At 47.2% G+C, this 22,814-nt stretch carries 26 protein-coding genes; 13 read left to right on the top strand and 13 right to left on the bottom strand.

All coding sequences use genetic code 11. The features are described from left to right. Positions 1–5: 5 nt before the first annotated feature. Positions 6–1,013 carry a sigma-70 family RNA polymerase sigma factor gene (locus K7J14_RS00980; RefSeq protein WP_230752200.1) on the top strand — a complete coding sequence of 336 codons (1,008 nt, stop codon included), beginning with the start codon at positions 6–8 and terminating at the stop codon, positions 1,011–1,013. 15 nt (positions 1,014–1,028) lie between these two features. Here the strand turns inward: K7J14_RS00980 and K7J14_RS00975 are convergent, their stop codons facing one another. Next, entirely contained in the window at positions 1,029–1,727 is a 699-nt protein-coding gene (locus K7J14_RS00975; protein ID WP_230752198.1) for a 3'-5' exonuclease, read from the bottom strand. 12 nt (positions 1,728–1,739) lie between these two features. Then, positions 1,740–3,509 (bottom strand): phospho-sugar mutase, encoded by a 1,770-nt coding sequence (locus tag K7J14_RS00970; protein WP_230752197.1) that lies wholly within the window; start codon positions 3,507–3,509, stop codon positions 1,740–1,742. Between the two features lie 101 nt (positions 3,510–3,610). On the opposite strand from K7J14_RS00970, the gene K7J14_RS00965 reads away from it, so the two are divergent. The 6 genes from K7J14_RS00965 to K7J14_RS00940 all read left to right on the top strand — a co-directional run bounded on the left by K7J14_RS00965 (position 3,611) and on the right by K7J14_RS00940 (position 10,280). Continuing rightward, positions 3,611–3,883: an OadG family protein gene (locus tag K7J14_RS00965; protein ID WP_330165589.1), complete on the top strand. Its 273-nt coding sequence runs from the start codon at positions 3,611–3,613 to the stop codon at positions 3,881–3,883. A 10-nt stretch (positions 3,884–3,893) separates the two neighbouring features. After that, positions 3,894–5,945 (top strand): sodium-extruding oxaloacetate decarboxylase subunit alpha, encoded by a 2,052-nt coding sequence (gene oadA / locus K7J14_RS00960; RefSeq protein WP_230752195.1) that lies wholly within the window; start codon positions 3,894–3,896, stop codon positions 5,943–5,945. 12 nt (positions 5,946–5,957) lie between these two features. Beyond that, positions 5,958–7,370 (top strand): sodium ion-translocating decarboxylase subunit beta, encoded by a 1,413-nt coding sequence (locus K7J14_RS00955; protein WP_230752194.1) that lies wholly within the window; start codon positions 5,958–5,960, stop codon positions 7,368–7,370. A gap of 63 nt (positions 7,371–7,433) precedes the next feature. Continuing rightward, a complete protein-coding gene (locus tag K7J14_RS00950) occupies positions 7,434–8,750 on the top strand; it encodes a glycoside hydrolase family 3 protein (RefSeq protein WP_230752193.1) in 1,317 nt (438 codons plus the stop codon). Beyond that, entirely contained in the window at positions 8,740–9,474 is a 735-nt protein-coding gene (locus K7J14_RS00945) for an RluA family pseudouridine synthase (protein WP_230752192.1), read from the top strand. The genes K7J14_RS00950 and K7J14_RS00945 overlap by 11 nt, the downstream gene beginning before the upstream one ends. Continuing rightward, the gene (locus tag K7J14_RS00940) at positions 9,474–10,280 is read left to right on the top strand and encodes an RsmB/NOP family class I SAM-dependent RNA methyltransferase (RefSeq protein ID WP_230752191.1); all 807 of its coding nucleotides are present in this window, start codon (positions 9,474–9,476) and stop codon (positions 10,278–10,280) included. Before K7J14_RS00945 ends, K7J14_RS00940 begins: the two co-directional genes overlap by 1 nt. On the opposite strand, the gene K7J14_RS00935 is transcribed toward K7J14_RS00940, so the two are convergent. Further along, a complete protein-coding gene (locus K7J14_RS00935; RefSeq protein WP_230752190.1) occupies positions 10,264–11,511 on the bottom strand; it encodes a PilZ domain-containing protein in 1,248 nt (415 codons plus the stop codon). The two genes, K7J14_RS00940 and K7J14_RS00935, sit on opposite strands and share 17 nt — an antisense overlap. A gap of 97 nt (positions 11,512–11,608) precedes the next feature. Here K7J14_RS00935 and K7J14_RS00930 point away from each other — a divergent pair, with 97 nt between their 5' ends. After that, positions 11,609–12,853, top strand: a complete 1,245-nt coding sequence (locus K7J14_RS00930; RefSeq protein WP_230752189.1) for an HD domain-containing phosphohydrolase — start codon at positions 11,609–11,611, stop codon at positions 12,851–12,853. Here K7J14_RS00930 and K7J14_RS00925 read toward each other — a convergent pair. From K7J14_RS00925 to infC, 7 genes are read right to left on the bottom strand one after another with little or no spacing between them, the layout of a single operon-like run. Beyond that, complete coding sequence (locus tag K7J14_RS00925; protein WP_230752188.1) at positions 12,844–13,320, bottom strand: YaiI/YqxD family protein; 477 nt, start codon at positions 13,318–13,320, stop codon at positions 12,844–12,846. The genes K7J14_RS00930 and K7J14_RS00925 overlap by 10 nt on opposite strands. Next, a complete protein-coding gene (gene manA / locus K7J14_RS00920) occupies positions 13,317–14,546 on the bottom strand; it encodes a mannose-6-phosphate isomerase, class I (protein WP_230752187.1) in 1,230 nt (409 codons plus the stop codon). The genes K7J14_RS00925 and manA overlap by 4 nt, the downstream gene beginning before the upstream one ends. Before the next feature lie 3 nt (positions 14,547–14,549). Beyond that, on the bottom strand, positions 14,550–14,852 hold the full coding sequence (gene zapA / locus K7J14_RS00915; RefSeq protein WP_230752186.1) for a cell division protein ZapA: 303 nt from the start codon (positions 14,850–14,852) through the stop codon (positions 14,550–14,552). Positions 14,853–14,858: 6 nt separating this feature from the next. Next, on the bottom strand, positions 14,859–15,335 hold the full coding sequence (locus K7J14_RS00910; protein WP_230752185.1) for a cell division protein ZapB: 477 nt from the start codon (positions 15,333–15,335) through the stop codon (positions 14,859–14,861). A 1-nt stretch (position 15,336) separates the two neighbouring features. Continuing rightward, positions 15,337–15,696: a 50S ribosomal protein L20 gene (gene rplT, locus K7J14_RS00905; protein ID WP_230752184.1), complete on the bottom strand. Its 360-nt coding sequence runs from the start codon at positions 15,694–15,696 to the stop codon at positions 15,337–15,339. Positions 15,697–15,715: 19 nt separating this feature from the next. Next, positions 15,716–15,916, bottom strand: a complete 201-nt coding sequence (rpmI, locus tag K7J14_RS00900) for a 50S ribosomal protein L35 (RefSeq protein WP_230752183.1) — start codon at positions 15,914–15,916, stop codon at positions 15,716–15,718. A gap of 15 nt (positions 15,917–15,931) precedes the next feature. Continuing rightward, positions 15,932–16,453 (bottom strand): translation initiation factor IF-3, encoded by a 522-nt coding sequence (infC, locus tag K7J14_RS00895; RefSeq protein ID WP_230752182.1) that lies wholly within the window; start codon positions 16,451–16,453, stop codon positions 15,932–15,934. A gap of 137 nt (positions 16,454–16,590) precedes the next feature. Between infC and K7J14_RS00890 the strand changes: the two genes are divergently transcribed. Next, on the top strand, positions 16,591–17,217 hold the full coding sequence (locus tag K7J14_RS00890) for a hypothetical protein (protein WP_230752181.1): 627 nt from the start codon (positions 16,591–16,593) through the stop codon (positions 17,215–17,217). 185 nt (positions 17,218–17,402) lie between these two features. On the opposite strand, the gene K7J14_RS00885 is transcribed toward K7J14_RS00890, so the two are convergent. Beyond that, complete coding sequence (locus K7J14_RS00885; protein ID WP_230752180.1) at positions 17,403–18,401, bottom strand: class II fructose-bisphosphate aldolase; 999 nt, start codon at positions 18,399–18,401, stop codon at positions 17,403–17,405. A gap of 161 nt (positions 18,402–18,562) precedes the next feature. Between K7J14_RS00885 and K7J14_RS00880 the strand changes: the two genes are divergently transcribed. The 3 genes from K7J14_RS00880 to K7J14_RS00870 all read left to right on the top strand — a co-directional run bounded on the left by K7J14_RS00880 (position 18,563) and on the right by K7J14_RS00870 (position 21,317). Then, positions 18,563–19,300, top strand: coding sequence for a flagellar filament outer layer protein FlaA (locus K7J14_RS00880; RefSeq protein ID WP_230752178.1), 738 nt, complete (start codon positions 18,563–18,565; stop codon positions 19,298–19,300). Then, positions 19,300–20,034, top strand: coding sequence for a flagellar filament outer layer protein FlaA (locus K7J14_RS00875; protein WP_230752177.1), 735 nt, complete (start codon positions 19,300–19,302; stop codon positions 20,032–20,034). Before K7J14_RS00880 ends, K7J14_RS00875 begins: the two co-directional genes overlap by 1 nt. A gap of 80 nt (positions 20,035–20,114) precedes the next feature. Beyond that, the gene (locus K7J14_RS00870; protein WP_230752176.1) at positions 20,115–21,317 is read left to right on the top strand and encodes an ATP-binding protein; all 1,203 of its coding nucleotides are present in this window, start codon (positions 20,115–20,117) and stop codon (positions 21,315–21,317) included. Here the strand turns inward: K7J14_RS00870 and K7J14_RS00865 are convergent. Both K7J14_RS00865 and K7J14_RS00860 read right to left on the bottom strand, forming a co-directional pair. Further along, entirely contained in the window at positions 21,242–21,985 is a 744-nt protein-coding gene (locus tag K7J14_RS00865; RefSeq protein WP_230752175.1) for a hypothetical protein, read from the bottom strand. The two genes, K7J14_RS00870 and K7J14_RS00865, sit on opposite strands and share 76 nt — an antisense overlap. Continuing rightward, on the bottom strand, positions 21,982–22,221 hold the full coding sequence (locus K7J14_RS00860) for a hypothetical protein (RefSeq protein WP_230752174.1): 240 nt from the start codon (positions 22,219–22,221) through the stop codon (positions 21,982–21,984). Before K7J14_RS00860 ends, K7J14_RS00865 begins: the two co-directional genes overlap by 4 nt. Positions 22,222–22,377: 156 nt before the next feature. On the opposite strand from K7J14_RS00860, the gene mraZ reads away from it, so the two are divergent. Then, on the top strand, positions 22,378–22,812 hold the full coding sequence (gene mraZ / locus K7J14_RS00855) for a division/cell wall cluster transcriptional repressor MraZ (RefSeq protein ID WP_230754742.1): 435 nt from the start codon (positions 22,378–22,380) through the stop codon (positions 22,810–22,812). Positions 22,813–22,814: the final 2 nt, after the last annotated feature.

Genomic DNA, 22,814 nt, shown 5'->3' with positions numbered 1-22,814 from the left:
CAGGTATGAAATCGGAAAAAGTTATAAAAGAGCGTTCCCGTTCAAAAAAGGTTTTGGAAGATTCCCGGAATACCAAAGCCGGCAAGAAACTGAGGCCCCAAAAGGATACTGATCCCCTCGCTTTGTATTTGAAACAGATTTCAAAGTATTCTCTCCTTAATATCGACGATGAGCAGGAAATCGGTCAGAAAATTCAACATATCAAGCTTGCCATTGTATCATTGAAAGAAGCCTACCTGGATCGGCCCGCAGACCCTGTCTTTCTTCGAGAATCTTCGAAGCTGGAAGCGTCTCTGCGCGAATTAAAGAATCGAATGATAACCGCGAATCTCCGTCTTGTCGTTTCAATCGCTAAAAATTATCAGCATCGCGGACTTGGCCTCCTCGATCTTATCGACGAAGGCAACATCGGATTGATTGAAGCCGTCGAGCGTTTCGACTATACCCGGGGATGCCGGTTTTCAACATACGGTACGTGGTGGATTAGACAGGCGATTATAAAAAGTCTCGCTGATAAGGGCAGGATCATCAGAATCCCGATTCATATGCTGAATACGATCAGCAAGTGTTTTTTTGTCGCGAAGCAGTTGACTCAGGATCTCGGTCGCGATCCAAGCCCTGAAGAATTATCCGAATACTTGCAGATTCCCGCTCAGCGAATTTCTGAAATAATGAGCCTGTCCCAGGATACCACAAGCCTTGACACTACGGTCGACGACGACAATAACACCCGATTATCGGATCTGATCAGCGATGATTCGCTTATCGAACCCTTCGAGTTGGTTTTTACCGCGACTTTGCAGCAGACTATGGATGACGTTCTCAGTCAGTTGACGGAACGTGAAATGAAAATTATTAAGCTCAGATTCGGCTTGACTGATAAGGGTCCGCTGACGCTCGAGGAAACCGGCAAGCTGTTAGGGATTACAAGGGAGCGCGTTCGGCAGATTCAGGGAAAAGCGATAAGCAAACTGCGCGGACAACAGGTTCTCGAGGCTTTTTACCACGATTAACGCTGCCTCGGCCTATCAGATGGGGATTTCTTCATCGAAGAGATCTTCTTCCAAATCGTCGAATAGATCTTCGCTTACGGTTGCTTCTGTTCTAATCGAATTATTCTTTTCCTCATCGGCTTGAGCATTTTTTTCGATGGCGTTCACTTCGGCTACGAGACCGGGTATTAATTCTTTCAGCCTTTGAACGCATACGAGGAAAAGCTCCATGCAAACTCTGGCGTCGTCTTCGGCTCGATGTGCTTCCAATGCCTGTATTCCAAAACGAACTGCCAGATCCTGCAGAGCGTATTTGGGCAAGCCCGGAAATACTTCCTTGGCAAAAAGCCTTGTATCGACTACTTTATTCGTCAGCCTGGGAAGTCTGAGCCTGCCTAATTCGCCGTTGACAAAATTAATATCGAAGGGGGCGTTGTGGGCAATCAGCACAGAGTCGCCGATAAATCGCAGAAAGTCGGGAATCGCAATAGCCGCTTCGGGTTTTCCCGTCAGCATCGCATCGGTGATTCCGTTAATTCGCGAAGCTTCTGCAGGCATCGGCGTTCCCGGATTAATGAGCGTATTGAATCTGGATCGAGGGCCTTTCGAATCGAATCGTATTCCCCCGATCTCGACTATCCGCTGGCTGACCGGGTCTAGTCCTGTGGTTTCAGTATCAAATGCAGTAAAAGATAATGTATTCAACTCGGAAACGACCCAGTCGTATTGTCCCACCTGTATCCGTCCTTACGCTCTATCGAGTATTGCTTTGATTTCTGCTTCGATGGCGGAAATCGTCTTGTTTGCCGCTTTTTTAGCAGATGAAAGATCCGTTCCTTCTACTTGGCTCACGCTCGATATATAGAACTTGATTTTAGGCTCTGTTCCGCTGGGCCTGGCGCTTACGACCGAACCGTCCTCAAGGAAGAATTGGAGAACATTGCTTGAAGGAAGATCTATCGCTGTTTTTACAGCAGGTTCCGAAGGGGAGTAAGACGATTTTTCCTTGATGTCCCGTATCGTTGAAACTTTTTTTCCGCCCAGGGTTTTTAATCCGTTTGTGCGAAGGTCGGACATCAGTTTTTTCATGGTTTCTCCGCCGGACGCTCCGGGGAACGATTTGCTTATTGCTTTTTCCTCAAAATAACCATGAGCGATGAATAGCTCGTTCAAGCGATCGAGAAGACTCTTTCCCTTGCTTCTCCAATAGAGAGTCATTTCCGCGCATAAGGCCGCAGCTGATATGCCGTCTTTGTCTCTGACTTCCGTTTCAATGTTGTATCCGTAGCTTTCTTCATAGCCGAATACATACGAGTTCTTGTTCGTCTGTTCGAATTGAGCCATCACTGCCGCGATCCACTTGAATCCGGTGAGGCATTCCAATGTATGAACTCCGTAGCTTGCCGCAATCCGGTCTCCCATTGAGGATGTGACGATCGATCTGATGATCGCAGGATTTTTCGGCATGGTACCGAGTTCTTTCCTTGAAAGGCAGATGTAATCCGTAAGGAGCGCTCCCATTTGGTTGCCTGAAATCAACACGAAAGATCCGTCGGGGCCGGGAACAGCGCTTCCGAATCGGTCGGAGTCGGGATCAGTCGCCATTACCACATCCGCTTTTTCCTTGACTCCGAGTTCGACGGCCATTTTCAGCGCCGCCGCCTCTTCTGGATTCGGGTAGGCGACCGTCGGGAAGTTGCCGTCGGGTTCTCTTTGCTCCGGAACTGAAATAACCTTGAGTCCGAGATTGCCCAGAACCTTTTCGACATGCATGGCGCCCGTTCCGTGGAGGGGCGTGTAGACTATTTTCACCTCGGGAGCTTTTTCGCGTATTAGCTGAGGTCTGAACAGTTTGCTCTGAACCATCGCCCAATAGGGTTCGTCGACTTCTGCGTCGATGAGTTTTAATAGGCCTTTGTCAAGCGCTTCATTCCTGCCGATCGATTTAATATTTGAAACAGCGTTCACCTCATCGATGATGAGCGCGTCGTGAGGCTCGGTTACCTGTGCGCCGTCGTTCCAATAGGCCTTGTACCCGTTGTACTGCGGCGGGTTATGGGAGGCGGTAACGACTACCCCGGTATCGCAGCCGAGCGTTCGTATCGCAAAGGAAAGTTCAGGCGTGGGGCGCAGGCCGGTGAACAGATAGGTTTTAAAACCGTTCGCCGCGAATATCAAAGCGGTCGCTTCCGCGAAAACGTCGGAGTATCTGCGGGAGTCGCAGGCGACGACGGCGCTGAGAGTGCCGTTTTTCGCCTTGTCCGGAAACGTCTTGATGAAGTAGTTCGCCAATCCCTGTGTTGCGCGGTTGATCATGAACGTATTCATGCGGTTCGTGCCGCCGCCGATAATTCCCCTCAGACCTCCTGTTCCGAATTCAAGATTCTGGTAGAACCTGTCTTCGAGCTCGGTAAAATCTTTCTGGTCTATGAGAGTCCGCACTTCTGCGGCGAATTTTTCATCTTTTTCTTCGGATAAGTAGGTATTAGCCCGCGCTAAAATTTCGTTTTGATTCATTCTATTCTCCTCCGGATCGCATGATCCCGACTTATGCCATTTTTGACAGTATAGCGGTTTTTGTAGTCTTGAACAAGGAGACTTTTTTCTATATCTTGGAAGTGATTCAGTATTTTTTTGGAGGCTTTATGACAATACCTGAGATGATCAGTCAGAGCGGTATGCTGACTGTGTTAGGCATGGGCGTTGTTTTCAGTTTCCTTGTCATACTCATTGCTTTTATGAAACTCATCGAAATTTTCGTGAAGGTTACAGGTATTGACAAGGATGCGAAAACCGCATCAAGCGCTGCAACTGTTGCAGCTTCACCGGGCCTTGATCAGGCCGTTATCGCCGCCATAGCCGCGGCGATAAACGAGAAACAGAAGAATTAAGGAGACCCACATGGCCAAGAAAGTAAAGATTTCTGATCTCGTCCTTCGCGACGCCCATCAGTCCCTCCATGCAACCCGCATGACGACTGCAGATATGCTTCCCATCTGCGAAAAGCTCGACAAAGTCGGTTACTTCAGCCTCGAAGGATGGGGCGGAGCGACTTTCGATTCTTGCATCCGCTTCCTGAACGAAGATCCGTGGGATCGCCTCCGCTCTCTCAAGAAAGCGCTTCCCAATACCCCCATTATGATGCTTCTTCGCGGCCAGAACCTTCTCGGCTACCGCCATTACGCCGACGACGTGGTCGATAAATTCGTCGAGGCAGCCGCGAAAAACGGCGTCGATGTATTCCGAATTTTCGATGCACTCAACGATCCCCGCAATCTCGCCCGGGCGACAGCCGCGGCGAAGAAAACCGGAAAGCACGTCCAGCTTACAATCTCCTATGCCACGACTCCCGTACATACGCTGAAGGCCTATGCCGATCTGGCTAAGGCCTATGCAGATACCGGCGCGGATTCCATCTGCATTAAGGACATGGCCGGTCTTCTGAAGCCCTTCGACGCTTATGAGCTGGTTAAGTCCATAAAGAGCAAGGTAGATATTCCCGTCCAGGTTCACACTCACGCCACTACAGGTATGTCCGTCGCTACGTTGACCGAAGCCGCGAAAGCCGGCGCAGACGTTCTCGACACCGTTATTTCCTCGATGTCCATGGGTACCTCCCATAGCCCGACCGAGACCCTTGTCGAGATTCTTCAGGGATCAGATATGGACACCGGCCTCGATATCAAACTCCTTCTTGAAATCGCGGACTACTTCCGCGATGTCCGCAAGAAATACGCAAAGTTCGAATCGAGCTTCCTCGGCGCGGATACCCGCATCCTCGTATCCCAGGTTCCCGGCGGAATGCTTTCCAACCTCGAAAGCCAGCTGAAGGAACAGGGCGCCGCCGACAAGATCGACGAAGTACTCAAAGAAATTCCGATCGTTCAGAAAGACTGCGGATATATCCCGCTCGTTACGCCCACCAGCCAGATCGTCGGAACTCAGGCTGTGTTCAACGTTCTTTTCGGCCGCTATAACCGCCTTACCGCGGAGACGAAGGACCTGCTGGTAGGAAAGTACGGAAAGACCACTACCGACTGCAATCCCGAACTCGTGAAGAAGGCTCTCGGCGAGCTGAAGATGGAAGCTTCAATTACGCATCGTCCCGCCGACGACATTTCGAACGAATTTGAAAAGCTCGAAAAAGAAGCTGTCGCTAACGGAGCAACGGACAATGCAGAAGACATTCTTACCTATGCCATGTTCCCGAAAGTCGCTCCCAAGTTCTTCAAGGAACGAGCTAACGGTCCCGTGACCTTCAATGCGGCTCCTGCAGCCGCCGCCGGATCAAGCAAGGGCGGATCCTATGTCGTCAGCGTAAACGGAGCCGACTACAATGTCGTCGCCGGTCCCTCAGGCGATTCGATGAGCGTGAATGTAAACGGCACCGCATACAATGTTGCATTCAAGGCGGCCGGCACGGCTTCTGCAGCGGCTCCCGCGGCGGTTTCGTCCGGCGCCACCATTACCGCTCCTGTAGCAGGTACTCTTCTCAAGCATGTCGTTGCCAACGGAGCTCAGGTCAAGTCCGGACAGACGATTATCATGATCGAATCCATGAAGATGGAACTCGAGGTCAAGGCAACCGCCGATGGTCCCGTGAACTTCGCTGTCCAGCCTGGATCGCAGATCACCGCCGGACAGGCGATCGCCACGATCGGCGGAGGCGCGCCTGTAGCAGCTCCCGTCGCCCCGGCGGCTCCTGCCGCAGCAGCTCCCGCCGCCGCAGCCGTACCTTCCGGAGGAGTAACTATACCAGCTCCGGTCGCCGGTACTCTGCTTAAGCATGTCGTAGCAGCAGGATCAACAGTTTCTGTCGGCCAAACCGTCATCATCATCGAATCTATGAAGATGGAATTGGAAATCAAGGCCACAGCCGCCGGATCGGTTCACTTCCTCGTGGCTCCCGGAACCCAGATTGCCGCAGGCCAGATGCTCGCGGAAATCAAATAACTGGAGAGGTGTATGCTCGAAAATAAGAAGTCTAAACGTCATGTTATAAATGTGACGATGGCCGTCATGGCGGTCGCGCTCGTGTACTCCGTAATGAGCACTGCGTTCGCGTCGACCGACGACACGCGCCGACCTTCACTGGCGAACCTCGATGTAGACATCGCTGGTTCTGAAAATGTTCCGCTTGTGTCTCTTGACGAATTCCTTTCGAATACGGTGGAAAACACCGGCATCAACGCGATCGTCAATGGGTATGAAGAAGTTCCCGATCTCGTCGATCCCACCAAGTCGGATATCGTTCCGGGTTGGCAACGATTGATGATGATGGCGATCGGCTTCCTCATTATCTATTTGGGCGCCGCCAGGGGCTTCGAGCCTCTGCTTCTCATCCCGATAGGATTCGGAACCGTATTCGTAAACATTCCCGGAGGCGGCATGTACGCCGAACACTCTGGAATGCTCAAGATCATCTACGACGCCGGCGTCGGCAACGAGTTCTTCCCTATGCTCATTTTCATGGGCATCGGAGCGATGACCGACTTCGGTCCGCTGATCGCCAATCCGAAGACCGCTCTTCTCGGAGGAGCGGCTCAGCTGGGCGTATTCGCGACTCTCTTCGGCGTCGCAGTGATGAACCTCATTCCCGGAATCGAATACAACATGTTCGAAGCTGCCGCTATCGCCATCATAGGCGGAGCGGACGGCCCCACATCGATTTATCTTTCCGGGAAGCTCGCTCCCCATATGATGGCCGTCATTGCGGTCGCCGCATATTCCTATATGGCGCTGGTTCCTATGATCCAGCCTCCCATAATGAAGCTGCTCACGACCGATAAAGAACGCCATATCAAGATGAAGCAGATGAGGCATGTATCCAAAGCCGAAAAGATTCTTTTCCCCATCGGACTGCTCGTTCTGTCGATTCTCCTTATTCCTCCCGCCGCGCCCCTTATCGGCATGCTGGCGTTCGGAAACTTCGTAAAAGAAGTGGGCGTTGTCGAACGCATTTCGAAGACCATGGAGAACGAGCTTCTTAACATTGTTTCAATTCTTCTTTCCTTGGGAGTCGGTTCGCAGATGACCCCCGAGAAAATCATGAACCCGAACGCAGTTGGAATCATCGTACTTGGATTGATTGCATTCTGCGTCGCGACGGCCGGCGGCGTGCTGGTTGCCAAGCTCATGAATCTCTTCCTTAAAGAAAAGATCAATCCGCTCATCGGTTCCGCCGGCGTTTCCGCGGTACCGATGGCCGCCCGCGTATCCAACAAGGTCGGTCTCGAGTACGATCCCGGCAACTTCCTTCTCATGCATGCGATGGGACCGAACGTTGCAGGAGTTATCGGCACCGCAATTGCGGCGGGCGTGTTCATTTCTACCTACGGAGAAGCAGCCGCTAAGGCGCTGTCCGTAGTCGCTCACTGATAAAAATTTTCTTCACTAAAGCCGTCCTTGCGTAAGGACGGCTTTTTTTTTATACTCTAATTCATGCGTCGTTTATATAAAAAGGTCTTTATTTCTTTATTCTGCATTTGTTGTTTTATTATCGTACTGTTCAGCTTCATAACTTTTTCATATCGCTCGGTTGCGAATACAACAGCAGGCGGCGAAGAAATCAAAAGCAAGTCCTTAAATCATAACAGCGGCGACTTTTTATACCGTTCGATGCTCAAGAGCATGACTCTTGAGCAAAAATCTTATCAAGTCATTATGACATCCATTGACGGTTCGGCTTTTTTTCCGCCCCATCTGAATAGACATTTCGCAAATGCTGTTCCGGGAGCCGTTTTATTATTTAAGAAAAATATCGCCGACGACCCCATGGTCATGAAAAGCTATATACAAGACTGTCAACGTTCTTTCCAGTCGCTTAAAGCGCCTTCTCCTGTGTTATTCGCTATCGATCATGAAGGCGGCGCTGTGTACCGCACCGGTAAGCTTACTACTCGTTTGCCGTCGCCCGCCGTTGTCGCGCATGATTTGTCGCCAGAACAGGCGCGTCGATTATACTCACTAACCGCAATTCAGCTGTCTTATCTAGGCATCCATATCAATTTGGCTCCTGTCGCCGAAATTCGTATGCCGTACAACGCTTCTTTTTTATCGGATAGATCTTTCGGCGATGATCCAGATATATCATTTAAGTATTCCGTTGCCGCAATTGAGGGCTATCTGTCTTCCGGCATAATACCAGTACTTAAACATTTTCCCGGAAATACGTCTGACGATCCCCACCTCGGCATCCCGGTGATGGATGTTTCCGAGCAATCTCTTCGCACTGATTTTATTCTTCCATTCAGAAAACTCTTTGAATTGGACACGCCGGCATTGCTGGCGTCTCATGTTCTCGTTCCTGTCATAGATCAACTGCATCCTTTTTGTTTATCAACGCACGGCGTACGACAGTTATTGAGAAACGAGCTGCAGTATGACGGGCTGGTGATTACCGACGATCTTTCTATGAAAGCTTTGGAATCGGCAGGTTTTTCGACTGCGGCTTCCGCCGTCTTAGCATTGGAAGCCGGATGTGATATGATTATGATATCAGATACGGGCTTTCGCGCTGCCGCTTCAGCAATTCAAAGCAAAGCGGAGCAATCGCCTGAATTTGTTCTTCGTCTCGATGAAGCAGTCCGCAGAATAATCAGGATAAAGCATCGTGCGGGTTTGATTCGGATATTAAACGTAAACGATGTTTTCAATAGAGACAAACACGCATTTAAGTCAGCCTTGATAGACGAAGAAGCGTATTTAGCGGCGATGAGAAAAGGCGCCGAAATCTTAGGAGAAACCGATGAAAAATGAACAGGCGGCTTTTCTAAAAGGACGCGTTATATATCATACAAAAGATATTGCCGTGGTGAATAAGCAGATAGGCGAAATTTGCGAAACAACAGTGAAAGACAAATCATTATCTCTTATTTCAAATCTTCGCGGCGAACTAGAAGAATGTTTCGGTTGCGCGGCTCCCGATGTACAGGCTGTTCATAGAATAGATCAGCCTGTAAGCGGATGCGTCTTATTGGCAAGAACGCCGGAGGTTTGCGCTGCGTTATCGGCTGAGTTTTCATCGGGAAGAACTCGGAAAAGATATTTAGCCGTTACCGAGAAGCCCGCATCCCCCTTGACGGCGGATTCAGGCGTCATGGAACACTTTATTCGTTTCGATTCCAAACATCATAAAGCTTACACTTTCCCTTTTGCAGAGAAACCGCCGGCAGATGGCGTCTGGAAAAAGGCTGCTTTGGAGTGGAAACTGGCAGGGGAGGGCGATAAGTACCTTTTTTTGATAATACATCCTCTTACGGGCAGAACACATCAAATCAGAGCTCAGTTAAGCGCCTCAGGGATGCCGATTAAGGGAGACCTTAAATACGGAGCAAGGCGAAGCGATCCCAGGGGAGGCATCCGTCTTCATGCTTCCCGCATTCAATTCTATCTCCCCGGAACAGGAGATGTATGTACGGTGACTGCTCCTATTTTCGATCCCGACAACCTGTGGAACGCGTTCCCTCTTCAGGATGATTAATGAAAAAGAAGAGGAATCTTAATCAGGGCCCATCCGCTTTCGACGAATGGTATGAACATGAATTCGGAGATCGTTGGCAACTCCTTAGAGCGTCTCTGGAGAAAGTAGTTGTTCATTATTCTTATAACGAGAATCTTGTTAAGCCCTATTATCTTGATTTCGGAAGCGTTGTAGCTGCGAATTCCCTTCCTCTTCCCGCTGACGGAAGGATTTTGGATTTATGCGCCGCGCCTGGCGGAAAGAGTCTTGTTATTGCCTCTAGAATGGGCTCGAATGTTTCGCTTGTTTCAAATGAGTTCTCGAGGGACCGCAGAAGCAGGCTGCTTTCGGTATTGGACGAACATCTATCGCCGGAAGTACGCAGTCGCCTGACCGTAACCGGGCATGACGCATCCCGGTGGAGCCGGTACGAGAAAGAAAGCGCTGATTCGATACTTCTCGACGCTCCCTGCTCTTCGGAACGGCATGTGCTCAACAGTCCTGTTCATCTGGAACAATGGACTTCTGCAAGAATTAAAAACCTGTCAATTCGCCAATGGGCCTTGTTGTCATCGGCTTGGCTTGTTTTAAAGCCTGGCGGCCATCTTCTTTACGCCACTTGCGCGCTATCAAGAGCGGAAAACGACGGAGTCGTAGAAAAGCTGTTCCGCAAGTACGCCGATGCCGAACGGCAAATAATCGATTTCGAGCCCTACGGCGAATTGTCTTCTGCAGTCGATGCAACCGAATACGGCTATCATATTCTTCCCGATGCATGTAACGGCGCGGGTCCGCTCTATTTCAGCCTTATCAGAAAGAAGTTTTAGCTTTTTTCCTGCTTTGTTCATGAGCTCTCGGATCGTACTCGTTATACGGGCTTCGATATAAACATTCGTAGAGGTGCATGAATTGTTCGCTGGAAAGATCAAGGAATACTGTTCCGTATGAGATCGAGTCTTTCCTCGAATATCTTCTAACGACCTTCGTCGTGCATTGAATCTCCTGCGTTCCGGTCATTATCCGTATGGAGAAAATCGAGCCTTCTCGTATTGGAAATTTCGAGTTGCTTTGATCGAGAGCTATATGCATGCCTCCCGGACTCATGTCGATGAGTTCTGCGGGATGATGGATCGGCTTCTGCTTCTTTTCCTCGCATTTAAAATAACCTGTCTTTTTAAGCTGGTATGCGAGAATACGGGAAAAATCCCAGAGCGAATCGACCATGGCTACATCGAAGGAATCGGAACCGCTTTTAACAGCATAGATATAACCGACGACGTACTGATAATAGACGATCGGACACCAAATTTCAGAACTGATTCCTTTTGCAGATTTTTCTTTCATCAATTTCGAGAAATGCGTGCCTTCCACAAAATGATTCGGATCTTCATAGCTTTCTTCTATTGCCTGTGTAATTATTCTGCCTTCCGGATACGGATCGGTTTTCGGCAGCTCGGCGCTGGTAGAAGGAATAAATAGAACTTTTCCGGTTTTGGTCAACAATTTTTCTTCAAAGCTGTGAGGAGCTCTATTTCTGAACATTTGAATTGTATTGCCGGTGCAGTCGGCATTCATTCGTTCTCTAAATTCGGCAATGACTTTTGTTAAGTCTGAAGAACTCGATATTGCGGAAGTATTTTCATCGACGCTAATATATTCTGGACATATTGGATATTCAAGCTGGATATCTTCATTGGCAAGCGAAAATGCAACTTTAATGTTCTGCGGTTTTTTTACGCGAACATATTTTCTTTGCAAACTGCGCAACAAGGTATCGGGAGCGTCGATTCGTATTTGCTTGTCAGCACTGTCCCTGATGGTTGTTTCAAAGGCATAGGTGTTTCCATGGCAATCGAAATATCCGGTGATATGTTCGAATAATGAAAAGTTCGCGTTATCGTACGTTTCAGTCAATGTTACGAACATCCCTTGCCTGTCGACGTTCGTTATTTTTCCGGTTCCCGCAGTGCTAACCCCGTGCAATCGTACGGGATGCTCGTTTTGATACACTGTTTTAATGAGAAATTCTTTTTCGATCGGCGAGACGCTTTGAATCATGATGAATGTAGTATAACATGGATGAATAACTGGACGCAAAAAAAAAATTGATGTAAACTTTATTTCAGCATACGTTCGGCGAGGGGTGTCTGGTTAAATGGGATATATTAAGAAATCGAGAGAAGAAATATTATCCGGCATCATTGAGACAGAAGCCCATCTCAATAAGATTCAGGACGTCGACGTCTTGATGGAACAAATTCTGACCGAAGCGCGAAAAGTCGTGCATGCGGACGCAGGCTCGATATATGTACGCGACGGAGACCGGCTCGCTATTCATTATGCCCAGAATGATACCTTGCAAAAACAACTTCCGCCCGGCCAAAAAATACTGTACTCGTACTTTTCATTTCCGATTAACGAAAAAACCATAGCAGGTTACAGCGCATTGACCAAGCAGCTTGTTAATGAGCCTGACGTCTATGTGATCGATCCCGACAAACCGTATAAATTCGGCCGTCAGAGCGATGCAGTTTCGGGTTATAGAACACGATCAAATTTAACGATTCCTTTGACTACATCCGGCGGCGCGATACTCGGCGTTTTGCAGGTGTTAAATGCTATAGACGAAAGCGGAGAAGTTTCGCATTTTGATAAGGACGACGAGCTTTACATCAGCCATTTCGCCGCTAACGCTACAGTCGCTTTAGAGCATGCGCATCTTACCCGTTCAATGGTTCTTCGCATGATCCGCATGTCGGAACTTCGCGATCCAAAGGAAACAGGCCCTCATGTAAACCGAGTATCCAGCTATGCGGTGGAAATATACGACAGATGGGCGTTTAATCACCAAATAGATGAGAATGAAAGCAGGAAGTTCCGGGATACGTTGAAGATCGCTTCAATGCTGCACGATGTGGGAAAAGTTGCCATTTCAGATTTGATTTTGAAGAAACCGGCTCGTTTCACCCCCGACGAATATCACATTATGCAGGGTCACACGTGGCTCGGTGCGAAGCTTTTTTCCGAAATTGAATCGCCGGTAGACAGGGTTGCGCGCGAGGTTGCTTTGACGCATCATGAAAACTGGGACGGAACCGGTTATCCGGGACATGTCGTCGTCGACACCGGAGAGCCGATAAAAGTCGATTCTGAAACAGGCAAGGCTATAGGGTTAAAGGGCCGCGAAATACCCATTGCGGGACGAATTGTGGCCCTAGCCGACGTCTATGATGCCTTGTCGTGCAAAAGGGTCTACAAGGAACCCTGGAATGAAGAAAACGTTCTGGAAGAAATTCGAAAAATGAGCGGGAATAAATTCGACCCAGAGGTCGTATCCGCCTTCTTTGAAATTCTTCCATCGATTCAATCGATTAAGGAACGCTTTCCGGATCAAGAATAGTCTTGTTTTTTGGCTAATACCAATGTTAATCGAGTCAGTTCTCTGTCCAATGCGTTGGCGAAATCCTGGAGTTCCTTCTTTCCGAATTGCTTTGTTTTTTCAGGCGTGATTCCGATTTGATATAATTCAAGCATGAGATTTCTCGAAGAAAGACGATCGTTTATGTTCCTTTCTGTATATACGGTGCCCCTGTCGTTGATTACTGGAATCTGCTTATCAACCAGCCGCTTTGCGAGGGGTATGTCGCGGGTGATCACCAAATCGGGATATTCAGCATGTTCCACAATATAATCATCCGCCGCATCCGGCGAATCGTCGGCGATTATCATTTCGGCGTTCGGAATGGGCGGAAACGGTATTTTCCTGTTCGCGACGAAGAGTATCGGGATCGAAAGGCGCGTAGAGGCTCGGCAGGTTATTTCCCGGACTTGACGTGGACAGGAATCAGCGTCTATCCAAATTTTCATAATCGTTCCTTATGAGGTAGGGACGCGGCAAAACAAATTCCGCTTCCTGCGACTGCGATCGTTTGAACGCCTGCGGGAATGAATACCGAGTCGCCCTTGCGCATGATGTGAACACTGCCCGATTCCGACGTCAACGTGATGGACTCGGATAAGCATAACGCGATGATCGGCCGGTTTCCAGGCAGCTCGCATGCTGAACCGTTCGGCGAAATTCGCGATAATTCGAATTCGATCGCCGGAGCTGCGTAAATCGAAACTCCGACGGTAGTATTGATTGCAAGTATGTCGGGTTTGTAGGGCGAAGGATCGAGTATTTCGAGCAGTTCCGTAACATCTATGTGTTTAGGCGTCAATCCGCCTCTCAGCACGTTGTCAGAACTGGCCATCAATTCAAGTCCGGTTCCCCGAATATATGCATGCATAACGCCTGACGGGAGGAATAATCCTTCTCCCGGAACGAGTTCGATTATATTAAGATAAAAAGGAGCAAGGATTCCTATATCGGAAGGATACTGCTTGAGCAACAGGGACGATATTTCGAGCGCTTTTTTAAAATCGTATCCGCAAGAACTCGAAGGCGATCGATTGAAAGACGATATCTTATTTTGAACGGACGTGATATATTTTTTTTTGGCATCGTCATTCAAATTTAATAAATAGTCGCATAAGCGCGAATAGCCGCTTTTAAGCGCGATATCGCAGGGTTCCTGAAATACCGTTTCATCGATTTCCGTAAAAAACGCCGCCGTCTGCGCTACGTTGCGAAACCCGCACATCGCTATAAAAGGGGTTATTGCGACGATTATTTCCGGTTTATGGTTATCGTCCTTATAATTTCGTTTCGGGTCGTTTAGTGAAAGCCCCAAGGTATTTTCTCTTGTAAAGCCGGCAGATGCGTGTTGAAGGGAAGGGTGGACTTGCAGCGATAAAGGAGATTCTGCAGAGAGAATCTTAAAAAGATAGGGTAGTTTGCATCCGAAGTCCTGAAGCGACCGGTTCCCTAAGTAGTAGCTGCAATCTTGGTTGATCAGATCGAGTAAAGAAATTTCCTTCCGGGTTTTCGGATCGATGACGAGACTCGGGCACACTGGATGAGAACCCATCCACAGCTCGGCTTTCGGCGATCCGTCTACGTTCGGGATGCCGGTTGCTTCTTCTATTCCATGAAGCGAACCCCATGAATAGTCCTGAATTTTATTCTTCAGAGGATAAAAGTCGAGTTTCATATATTATTCCGAAATTACTTGATCGATTCTTGAAATGAGGCTTAAAGCTATTTTTTCTGCTTCTGCAAGATCAACAGGCGAGGGATTTAAAGAGCGCTTCATTCTCTCTTTATATAACTCATCCGAAATTAAAATACCGGCTATAATGGCGGTTTTTAACGGATTCTGCGTCGCGGAACTCTCTTCAATTTGATTGATTATTTTTTTATAATGAGCATATAGAGCATTCAGATATTCCGGTTTTTCATCAGCCTGAATGGAGAATGATGTTCCAAGCAGATCAATCTGAAGGCTGCCTTTAGACATATCGGATTAAAAAATATCCATTTGCCCGTCTGGACCCGGAGATTTCATGGAATCTTCGTCCGCGGAAACTGAAACATCATTCCAGTCAGCCTGAATTGATTCTTCTAACTCCGAGTTTTGTTCTTCTTCGAGTATATCCGTCCCGGACTCGTTGAATGTCTCAATCGGTTCGCTCTGTTGCTCTTCGCCGATAGTCTCTTCGGTTAGGGTTTGTTCTGAGCCTGTTTCAACGACGGTTTCGCCGTCTGAATATAAGGAATCCTCGAATGCGCTCAATCTGTCCAGTGCATTGAGGATTCCTTCCTCGATCCGGCCCTGATCGTTCTTAAACGCGTTTACCAGACCCTCGAGTTCAAGAACTCTGGATTGGAGGCCGGATAACTGGCCTTTCAGCTGTTGATTTTCACTAGTCAAGGACTGAATTTTATCTACAGCTTTTTCAACGCGATTTTCAAGAAGTCGAACCTGATCGAGGTTTAGCATCTTACACTCCCAATGCTTTTTTTGAAGCGTCTACTACTGCTTTGAAAGCGGCAGGATCTTCAATCGCCATGTTTGAAAGCGCCTTGCGGTTGATTACAACGCCGGCTTTAGTAAGACCTTCGATAAAACGCGAGTAGGAGAGACCCTGCTCGCGCACAGCAGCGTTGATACGGGTAATCCAAAGACTCCTCATATCTCCTTTTCTGTCGCGGCGGTCTACATAGGCATGCGTTAAGGCTTTTACAACTGCGTCTTTCGCAGCTTTAAAGTTAGTACCCCGGCGACCGCGAAATCCCTTTGCGAGTTTAAGGATCTTCTTGCGGTGGTCCTTTCGTTTGCTACCGTCTATTGCTCTTGGCATCTGTTACTCCTGAAAAATATTAACCGTAGGGAAGAAGCTGTTTTCGAATCTTTGCTGAATCGGCTTCTGAAAGGACGCCGGACTGACGAAGATGTCTTTTCCGTTTTGCCGACTTCTTTGTGAGAATATGTCGCAGGTTCATCTTCTTGTACTTGACTTTACCGCTTGCGGTAAAGGAAAAGCGCTTTGCCGCGCATCTCTTGGTTTTCATCTTTGGCATGATACCATTACCTCATCATTTTTTTGCTTTGGGAGCGAGCGTCATCGACATGAAACGGCCCTCCATAGCGGGTTGTTTTTCGATGACATAATCGTCACCAAGCTTGCTTAACACATCCTTAAGGACTACCAGGCCAAGTTCCGTATGAGCCAATTCGCGTCCGCGAAATCGGATCGTTACTTTTACCTTGTCGCCGCCGGCAAGAAAATCCTTCACATGCTTCGACTTAAAATCGAGATCGTGATCGTCGATTTTAGGCTGCATGCGAATTTCCTTGAGTTCCTGCAATTTCTGTTTCTTTTTGGATTCACGGAGCTTCTTTTCCATTTCGAAACGGTATTTGCCGTAATCAAGAATCTTGCAAGCTGGCGGATTCGCCTGCGGTGCAACTTCTACCAGGTCCAGACCTTGTTCACGTGCGAGTTTAAGCGCCTCCAGAGTAGGGACTATACCCTTTTGGTCACCGTTTCCATCGATGAGTCTGACCTCGCGTACACGGATTTGTTCATTAATCCGTAAGCCTTTATTGTCCGCCAACGATCCCCCTTGTGTATAATCGTTTGATTATACGTCCTAAAGTAAAGTTACAAACAAAACTATACCAAATAAGAGAAAATGCTGTCAAGATAAGCGGTCGTATTGCGTACGACGTTCTCCTTATGTTAGTGTTCGTCATGCTCATTTCAGTGTTTTTACTTCCTGCGGTTTTGCTGTATATTAATGAACGAATCGCGTATCAACGCGTTGAATCAAGAATTAAGTTTTTCTTAGGCGCAATCAGCGGAATTCTGTACTGTTTTCTTTTTAAGACTGTTTTTTCCGGAAAAATGATTTTCTCCACTAACGTACCGGTTGTAATCGCTGTCTCTGCGGTTCTTTTATTCATTATTCCCGGAATTCTTGCGCCGTTAATCGACGCCTATATTATTAAGCCGCGTTCGGATGTCCTCAATTCGCATTTCCATATAGCTTATTTAATAGGGATTTACTCGATTATAACGCCTTGTCTTGCCCTTGTAGCTTTTACCTCAGTTTCTCTTTGGGTATCGGCTGGTTTTCCGGTACTAGTAATTTCATTTGTTTTATTTTTGGATTTTATTTTGCGAAAGCATTCAGATTCCTTTTTTTCTCCCGGCTTTTCAAGGGAAAAAGCCTGTCTTCTAGCTTGTATCGTAGGATTAGCTGTGTATTCCGGATTTGTTGTCGCCTTGTGGTTATTGGCGTTCTCTGCCGTTTTTGTTTGGTTGGCCACTATTTCGCTTGCAGTTTTAGTTGCAATTCTTCGTTTTTTTTATAGATAATCAGACTTATCTTCTATAACATGAAGAAGGAGATCCTCTCAGGCTGGGCCGGAGGATCTCCTTCTTGTGTATTATCGGCACCTCGAAAAACTCGGTTAGTTTTCCTCGGTGCCCTTGTAAATCCTTACAGGATTTACACCTATATTAAGGTAAACCTCTAAAAACTGAAGTTTTTAGAGGTGCCCTTATGCCTGTCCTGCTGAACCGAGAACTTCTTTATTCTTGTGCATATAAAGAACTTTCAATTCATCGCGAGCGGGGCCGAGGTATTTGCGGGGATCGAATTCGCCGGGTTTTTCAGCGAAAACTTTTCTGATCAGCGCGGTCATCGCGAGACGGCCGTCTGAATCGATATTAATCTTGCATACAGCGCTCTTTGCGGCTTTGCGAAGCTGTTCTTCGGGGATACCCACAGTGTCCTTCATGACTCCGCCGTACTGTTCGATCATTTTGGTGTACTGAACGGGAACCGAGGACGATCCGTGGAGAACGATGGGGAATCCGGGAATTCTTTTTTCGATCTGAGAGAGAATGTCGAAGCGGAGCTCCGGAGGGATCAGGACGCCGTCGGCATTGCGTGTGCACTGCTCGGGCTTGAATTTGGTCGCGCCATGGCTGGTTCCGATGGAGATAGCAAGGGAATCGACGCCGGTTTTCTTTACGAAGTCCTCGACTTCTTCAGGCTGAGTGTAGTGGCTATGCTCTGAGGAAACATCGTCTTCAACACCTGCGAGAACTCCGAGTTCGCCTTCTACGGTGACGTAATCCTTCTGCGAGTGGGCGAAATCGCAAACTTTTTTGGTGAGCGCGACGTTTTCTTCATATGAAAGATGCGACCCGTCGATCATAACCGAAGAGAATCCGCTTTCAATGCAGTCTTTGCAAAGTTCGAAGCTGTCGCCATGATCCAGGTGAAGGACGACGGGGATGTCGTAACCCAGTTCATGAGCATACTCCACCGCGCCGCGCGCCATGTTGCGAAGCAGGTTGGCGTTTGCGTATTTGCGCGCGCCGGAAGAAACCTGAAGGATTACGGGAGACTTCGTTTCTACGCAAGCCTGAATAATCGCCTGAAGCTGTTCCAGGTTGTTGAAGTTGTACGCAGGAATCGCGTATCCGCCCTTGACGGCCTTTGCAAACAGCTCTTTGGTGTTTACAAGACCCAGTTCTTTATAGCTGGTCATTAGACACTCCTCAATCGATAAATTTGTGTTTTAATTTTAGAGAGAAGGCTATATTTGGTCAATACAACAAAATAAACGGTTTGACAAAGCAATACCTGCGCCATATAATAATAAACGGCTGTATAGTTTCCGATGATATAGTAGCAAAAAAGGAGTTTGGGATGAAACAAGGCGGTTTAATCATCGCAAGCCTTGTCCTTATGTTCACTCTTGTTGCGGTGCCCGTAGCGGCGCAATCACAGCATGTGAACTATGAGACGTACATAGTGGATAATTTTGATTCACCTGATACGGAATGGACATGGATTGCTGCAGGAAGCAAGTTCGCAACCAAGGGCTATCCTGTCCTGAAATATTTCGATGGTATGCCGAACGCTATCCGCGTTACGCAGGCAGACCCGGAGGGACAATACAAGTTCCTGGGAATGGAAGTGAAATTCGATCGTAAGGGCGATAACTGGGTGGATATAGTACCTACGAAGCCTGGTTCAGATCCTGAAAAACCTGAAACCTATGAAATTCCGTTCAAGGGAAAGGTTTCTCGGCTTGATTTATGGGTGTGGGGTGCTCACTACGCTTATGAATTACAGATTCTTGTCCGCGACTGCAACGGCCGCGTGCATACTGTTTCATTCGGATTGGTGAATCATGAGGGATGGAAGAATATGTCTGTCAATATACCCTCATCAATCCAGCAAGCTGCTCCTTATCTGAACGGCGTTCAGCAGATGTCTTTTGTCGCTTTCCGGCTTAGGACCAGGCCGACTGAGCGTGTAGACAGTTTTTACATTTTCTTTGATCAATTCAAGGCTCTTACCGATACCTATATGGATTCCTATGATGGTTTCGAGCTGGTTGGCACTAAGTTCAGTGAAGAAAATAAGGAGAGCGGAAAATAATGAAGAGACTAGTTGCTGGAGCGCTTGCTTGCCTTCTGGTAGGGTCCCTTTCAGCTCAAGTTCGGTCTGATGATTTGAATCTTGACGCGGCAGATCCTGCGTTGATCGGAACAGATTCGGCTGAACAGAAACTTAAAGAGATTTCCATAGATAAGTTTGAACAAGAGGGAACCTGGATTACCGCGATGTCGGCCGATGAAGGCGTGATTCAGGGCCGGCTCTTTGATGGGTCCCCCGCTGGAAAAAAGCCCATTGAAGCCGAGAAAGATAAAGAAATTCCAGATGAGAAGGTGTACGGCGTCAAAGTGGAATATTTCCGACGCGGTTATAACAGTTTTACTGTAAAAGCCGTCAAGCCTCTTCCTGTCGAGGGTATTACTAAAACCGCCAGTGTTTGGGTTGTTGGAAGAAACTACAATCACACGATGAAGCTTCTTCTCGAAGACTACTGGGGAAACGAGTTTGAACTCTATATGGGAAAGCTTAACCACTCAGGCTGGAAGCAGATGACTGTTGCTGTTCCTCCGCAGAATCCCGACGGAAAATCCGGTATTATTCAGAAAGACTACCATTACAGCACCAGAATGGGACTGAAAATTGTAGGATTTAAGATCGAATGCGATCCTGAAGATGCCTATGGAAGCTACTTTATGTATTTTGACGACTTGCGCGTTGTTTCCGATCTGTATGAAATGGAAGCAAGAGACGCAGATGATATGTACGATAACTGGTAATTCTTTTTAGCTGAATTATCTGGTGTTGTATGGTATTGTGTAAGCCGCCCGAGGGCGGCTTATTTTTTTTTGAGGTGTGTATGAGCAATAGCATTGAAACAAGAGAATCCTATCCGGAAAAAAACGCGGATTTCCTGAGAAATATTTATTTCTTCCATTCAATGTCGGATAATGCTTTACATAAAATCGCATCTTTATGTACTGAAGTTTCTTATGAGCCAGGAACGATTATTTTTTTTGAGGATATGCCCGGCGATAGTTTTTTCGTCGTCCTGGAAGGCGAAGCTGAAATCTGGAAAAGATACGGCAAAACAGACGCGGTTTTACTGGGAGTGTGCAGTTCCGGACAGCCTGTTGGAGAGATGGCTTTGATCGACGAGTGTCCCCGCAGTGCCACAGTGCGATCCAGAACGTTTCTTAGAATGTTGGTGATCAAAGCAGTTGATTTTAACAATCTGTTGCTTACAGAGAACAGTATTTGCGTAACCTTGTTGCGTGCGGTCACCATGATGGTTCGACGTTCGAACGAGGCTCATATTACCGATCTTGATCGCCAGAACAAAGAATTGGCCCGCGCCTACACTGAACTTCAAGCTCTTCAGGACGAATTGGTAAGCAGGGAGCGTCTGTCTGTTGTCGGAAGGTTTTCGTCATTAATCCTTCACGATATCAGAAATCCACTTTCCGCGTTAAAAACTCGTGTTCAGCTTCTTCAGGCAAATCGTGATGATAATGAATATTTTAATTCGTCAATTGTAAAAATTAATGAAGACATTACCCGTATGGAGCATTTGGCCGCCGAATTTCTTGATTATGCCCGGGGCGAGATTAGATTGAATATGTCGGTGTGCATGCTCGATCAGCTGTTTTCACGTTTGCAAGACGCAATATCGGTTAAAACGCAAGCTCAAAATGTTAAGCTGGCATGCGAAAATTCTGTTTCAGAGCCGGTGATCCTCGATCAGGAACGGGTGTTGCGTGCTTTGATCAACGCTTCGGAAAATGCATGCAAGGCTATGAACAACGGCGGTTCGTTAACGATTCGCGCTCTGAAAGACGGCTGTAACCTTGTTTTCGAGATTTTGGACACCGGTGTGGGCATGTCTCCCGAGTCTTTGGAAAGGATTTTTCAGCCTTTTTATTCTCAATCCACGAGCGGCGGTACTGGCCTCGGTATGGTAATTATTAAAAGCATCATAGAAGCGCATCACGGTACTGTATCGATTTCTTCTGCTATCGGCGCTGGTACTCGTTTGGTTTTAACTCTTCCTGTTTTTCTATGAACATGACTTACCCGATACATATGCGCATTTCCCTGCTTTCCGACTAATTCGAGCATTCCTGCTTGATGAAGAACCCATGCCATGAAGTCTGCGTTTTTACCTGCATCAGTATTTCTCAGGTCTTTGCGCGTAAAAGGTTCAGAAAGTCCCTCCGGAATCATTTTTTGCAGATCGTATAAACTTGATATTTCTACTTGATCCAGTATTTTTAATAATTTTTTGTCCGCTTTGCTGACGCCTTTTCTTCTCCATGAGCCTTTTCCGTCGGCGATTCGAATTTCCAGAATTTCCGCCAAAACAACAAGAAGGGTGAATTTCGGATCTGGTAAAAAACGCCAAATTTTCGTTATCTCTGGGAAAATAGAATATAACGACCCTTTCTTCGGGCTTTTTCTTTTTGAAATCAGAACGTTACCTTCAGTATATGTTTCAATATAGGTAATTACCGGTATGGGATGGATTAGTTTTACTTGATGATGTGTTAACAATTTCTCAATTTTTACACTTAACGAACTGAGGTTTTTTGTTTGAATTTCGATGATTTGACCATCCGCAGCAAGTATATCGCAGATGGATCCGTCGATCGGAACCTCTTTTAATCCGTTGTCTCCGCAATAGTAGTCTTTCAATTCTTCATGGAGAAGGCTTTCGTTCCAGGTATTAATCATACGTATTCAAGAAGTTCGAACGCATTTAACTGCTCAAGCATATATCGGGTCGTTATTACGCCTCTTTCTTCCTGTGTTCTCTTTCCGGCTATATGGTATGCGATCATTTTGTTAGTTTTTAGCGGAAGTTTGAGCGGATACCCATTGATGTCAATCAAATCTCCTATCTGCAGAGAGTGCTGTATTTCAGCTTCTTCCCCATCCGGATAGGTAATGAAAAATTCATATAGCGTCATGAAAATACTATATATACAGACACTCTGGTTGTAAATCTCAGATCTCATGTTCTTTCGATTTTATTCAAAACTGATTGACAATCAGAATTTTGGTGATAGAATAGGGTGTGTGTGGGTAAAAGTGGGAGAAAGTAGTAAAAAGTGGAAACAGCACTGTTGACTGGCGAATATCGGAATACTCTGGATGAAAAGGGGCGAATAATGTTCCCTGTTCGTTTGAGGTCCGAATTATCCGGTTCTACGCTGATTCTTACTCGCGGCATCGACCGATGCTTGTGGCTTTTTTCTCCTGAACAGTGGAAGATTCTCTCCGATAAAGTGATGGAGTCTGCTTCCGTGTTTCAATCTCAATCGCGATCGGTGCTTCGCAGGCTCATCGCTCCCGCGCAGGAAGTAGAAATTGACAAGGCTGGAAGGGTTTCAATACCTCAAAGTCTTCGAGAATTCGCGGGTCTTGGAAAAGATTGCGTGTTTTTAGGCATCAATAAGTATTTTGAGTTGTGGGATTCGAAAGAGTACGACACCTATTTGGGGGAGAGCGAGGCAGATTTCAAAGAGGCCACTGAAGGCCTCGGATCGATTTGCTTGTAAAA

Origin of the sequence: Teretinema zuelzerae (assembly GCF_021021555.1) — a bacterium.
Taxonomy (GTDB): domain Bacteria; phylum Spirochaetota; class Spirochaetia; order Treponematales; family Treponemataceae; genus Teretinema; species Teretinema zuelzerae.
Note: the sequence above shows the minus strand (reverse complement) of the source record. Positions and strands in the feature narration are given on the sequence as shown.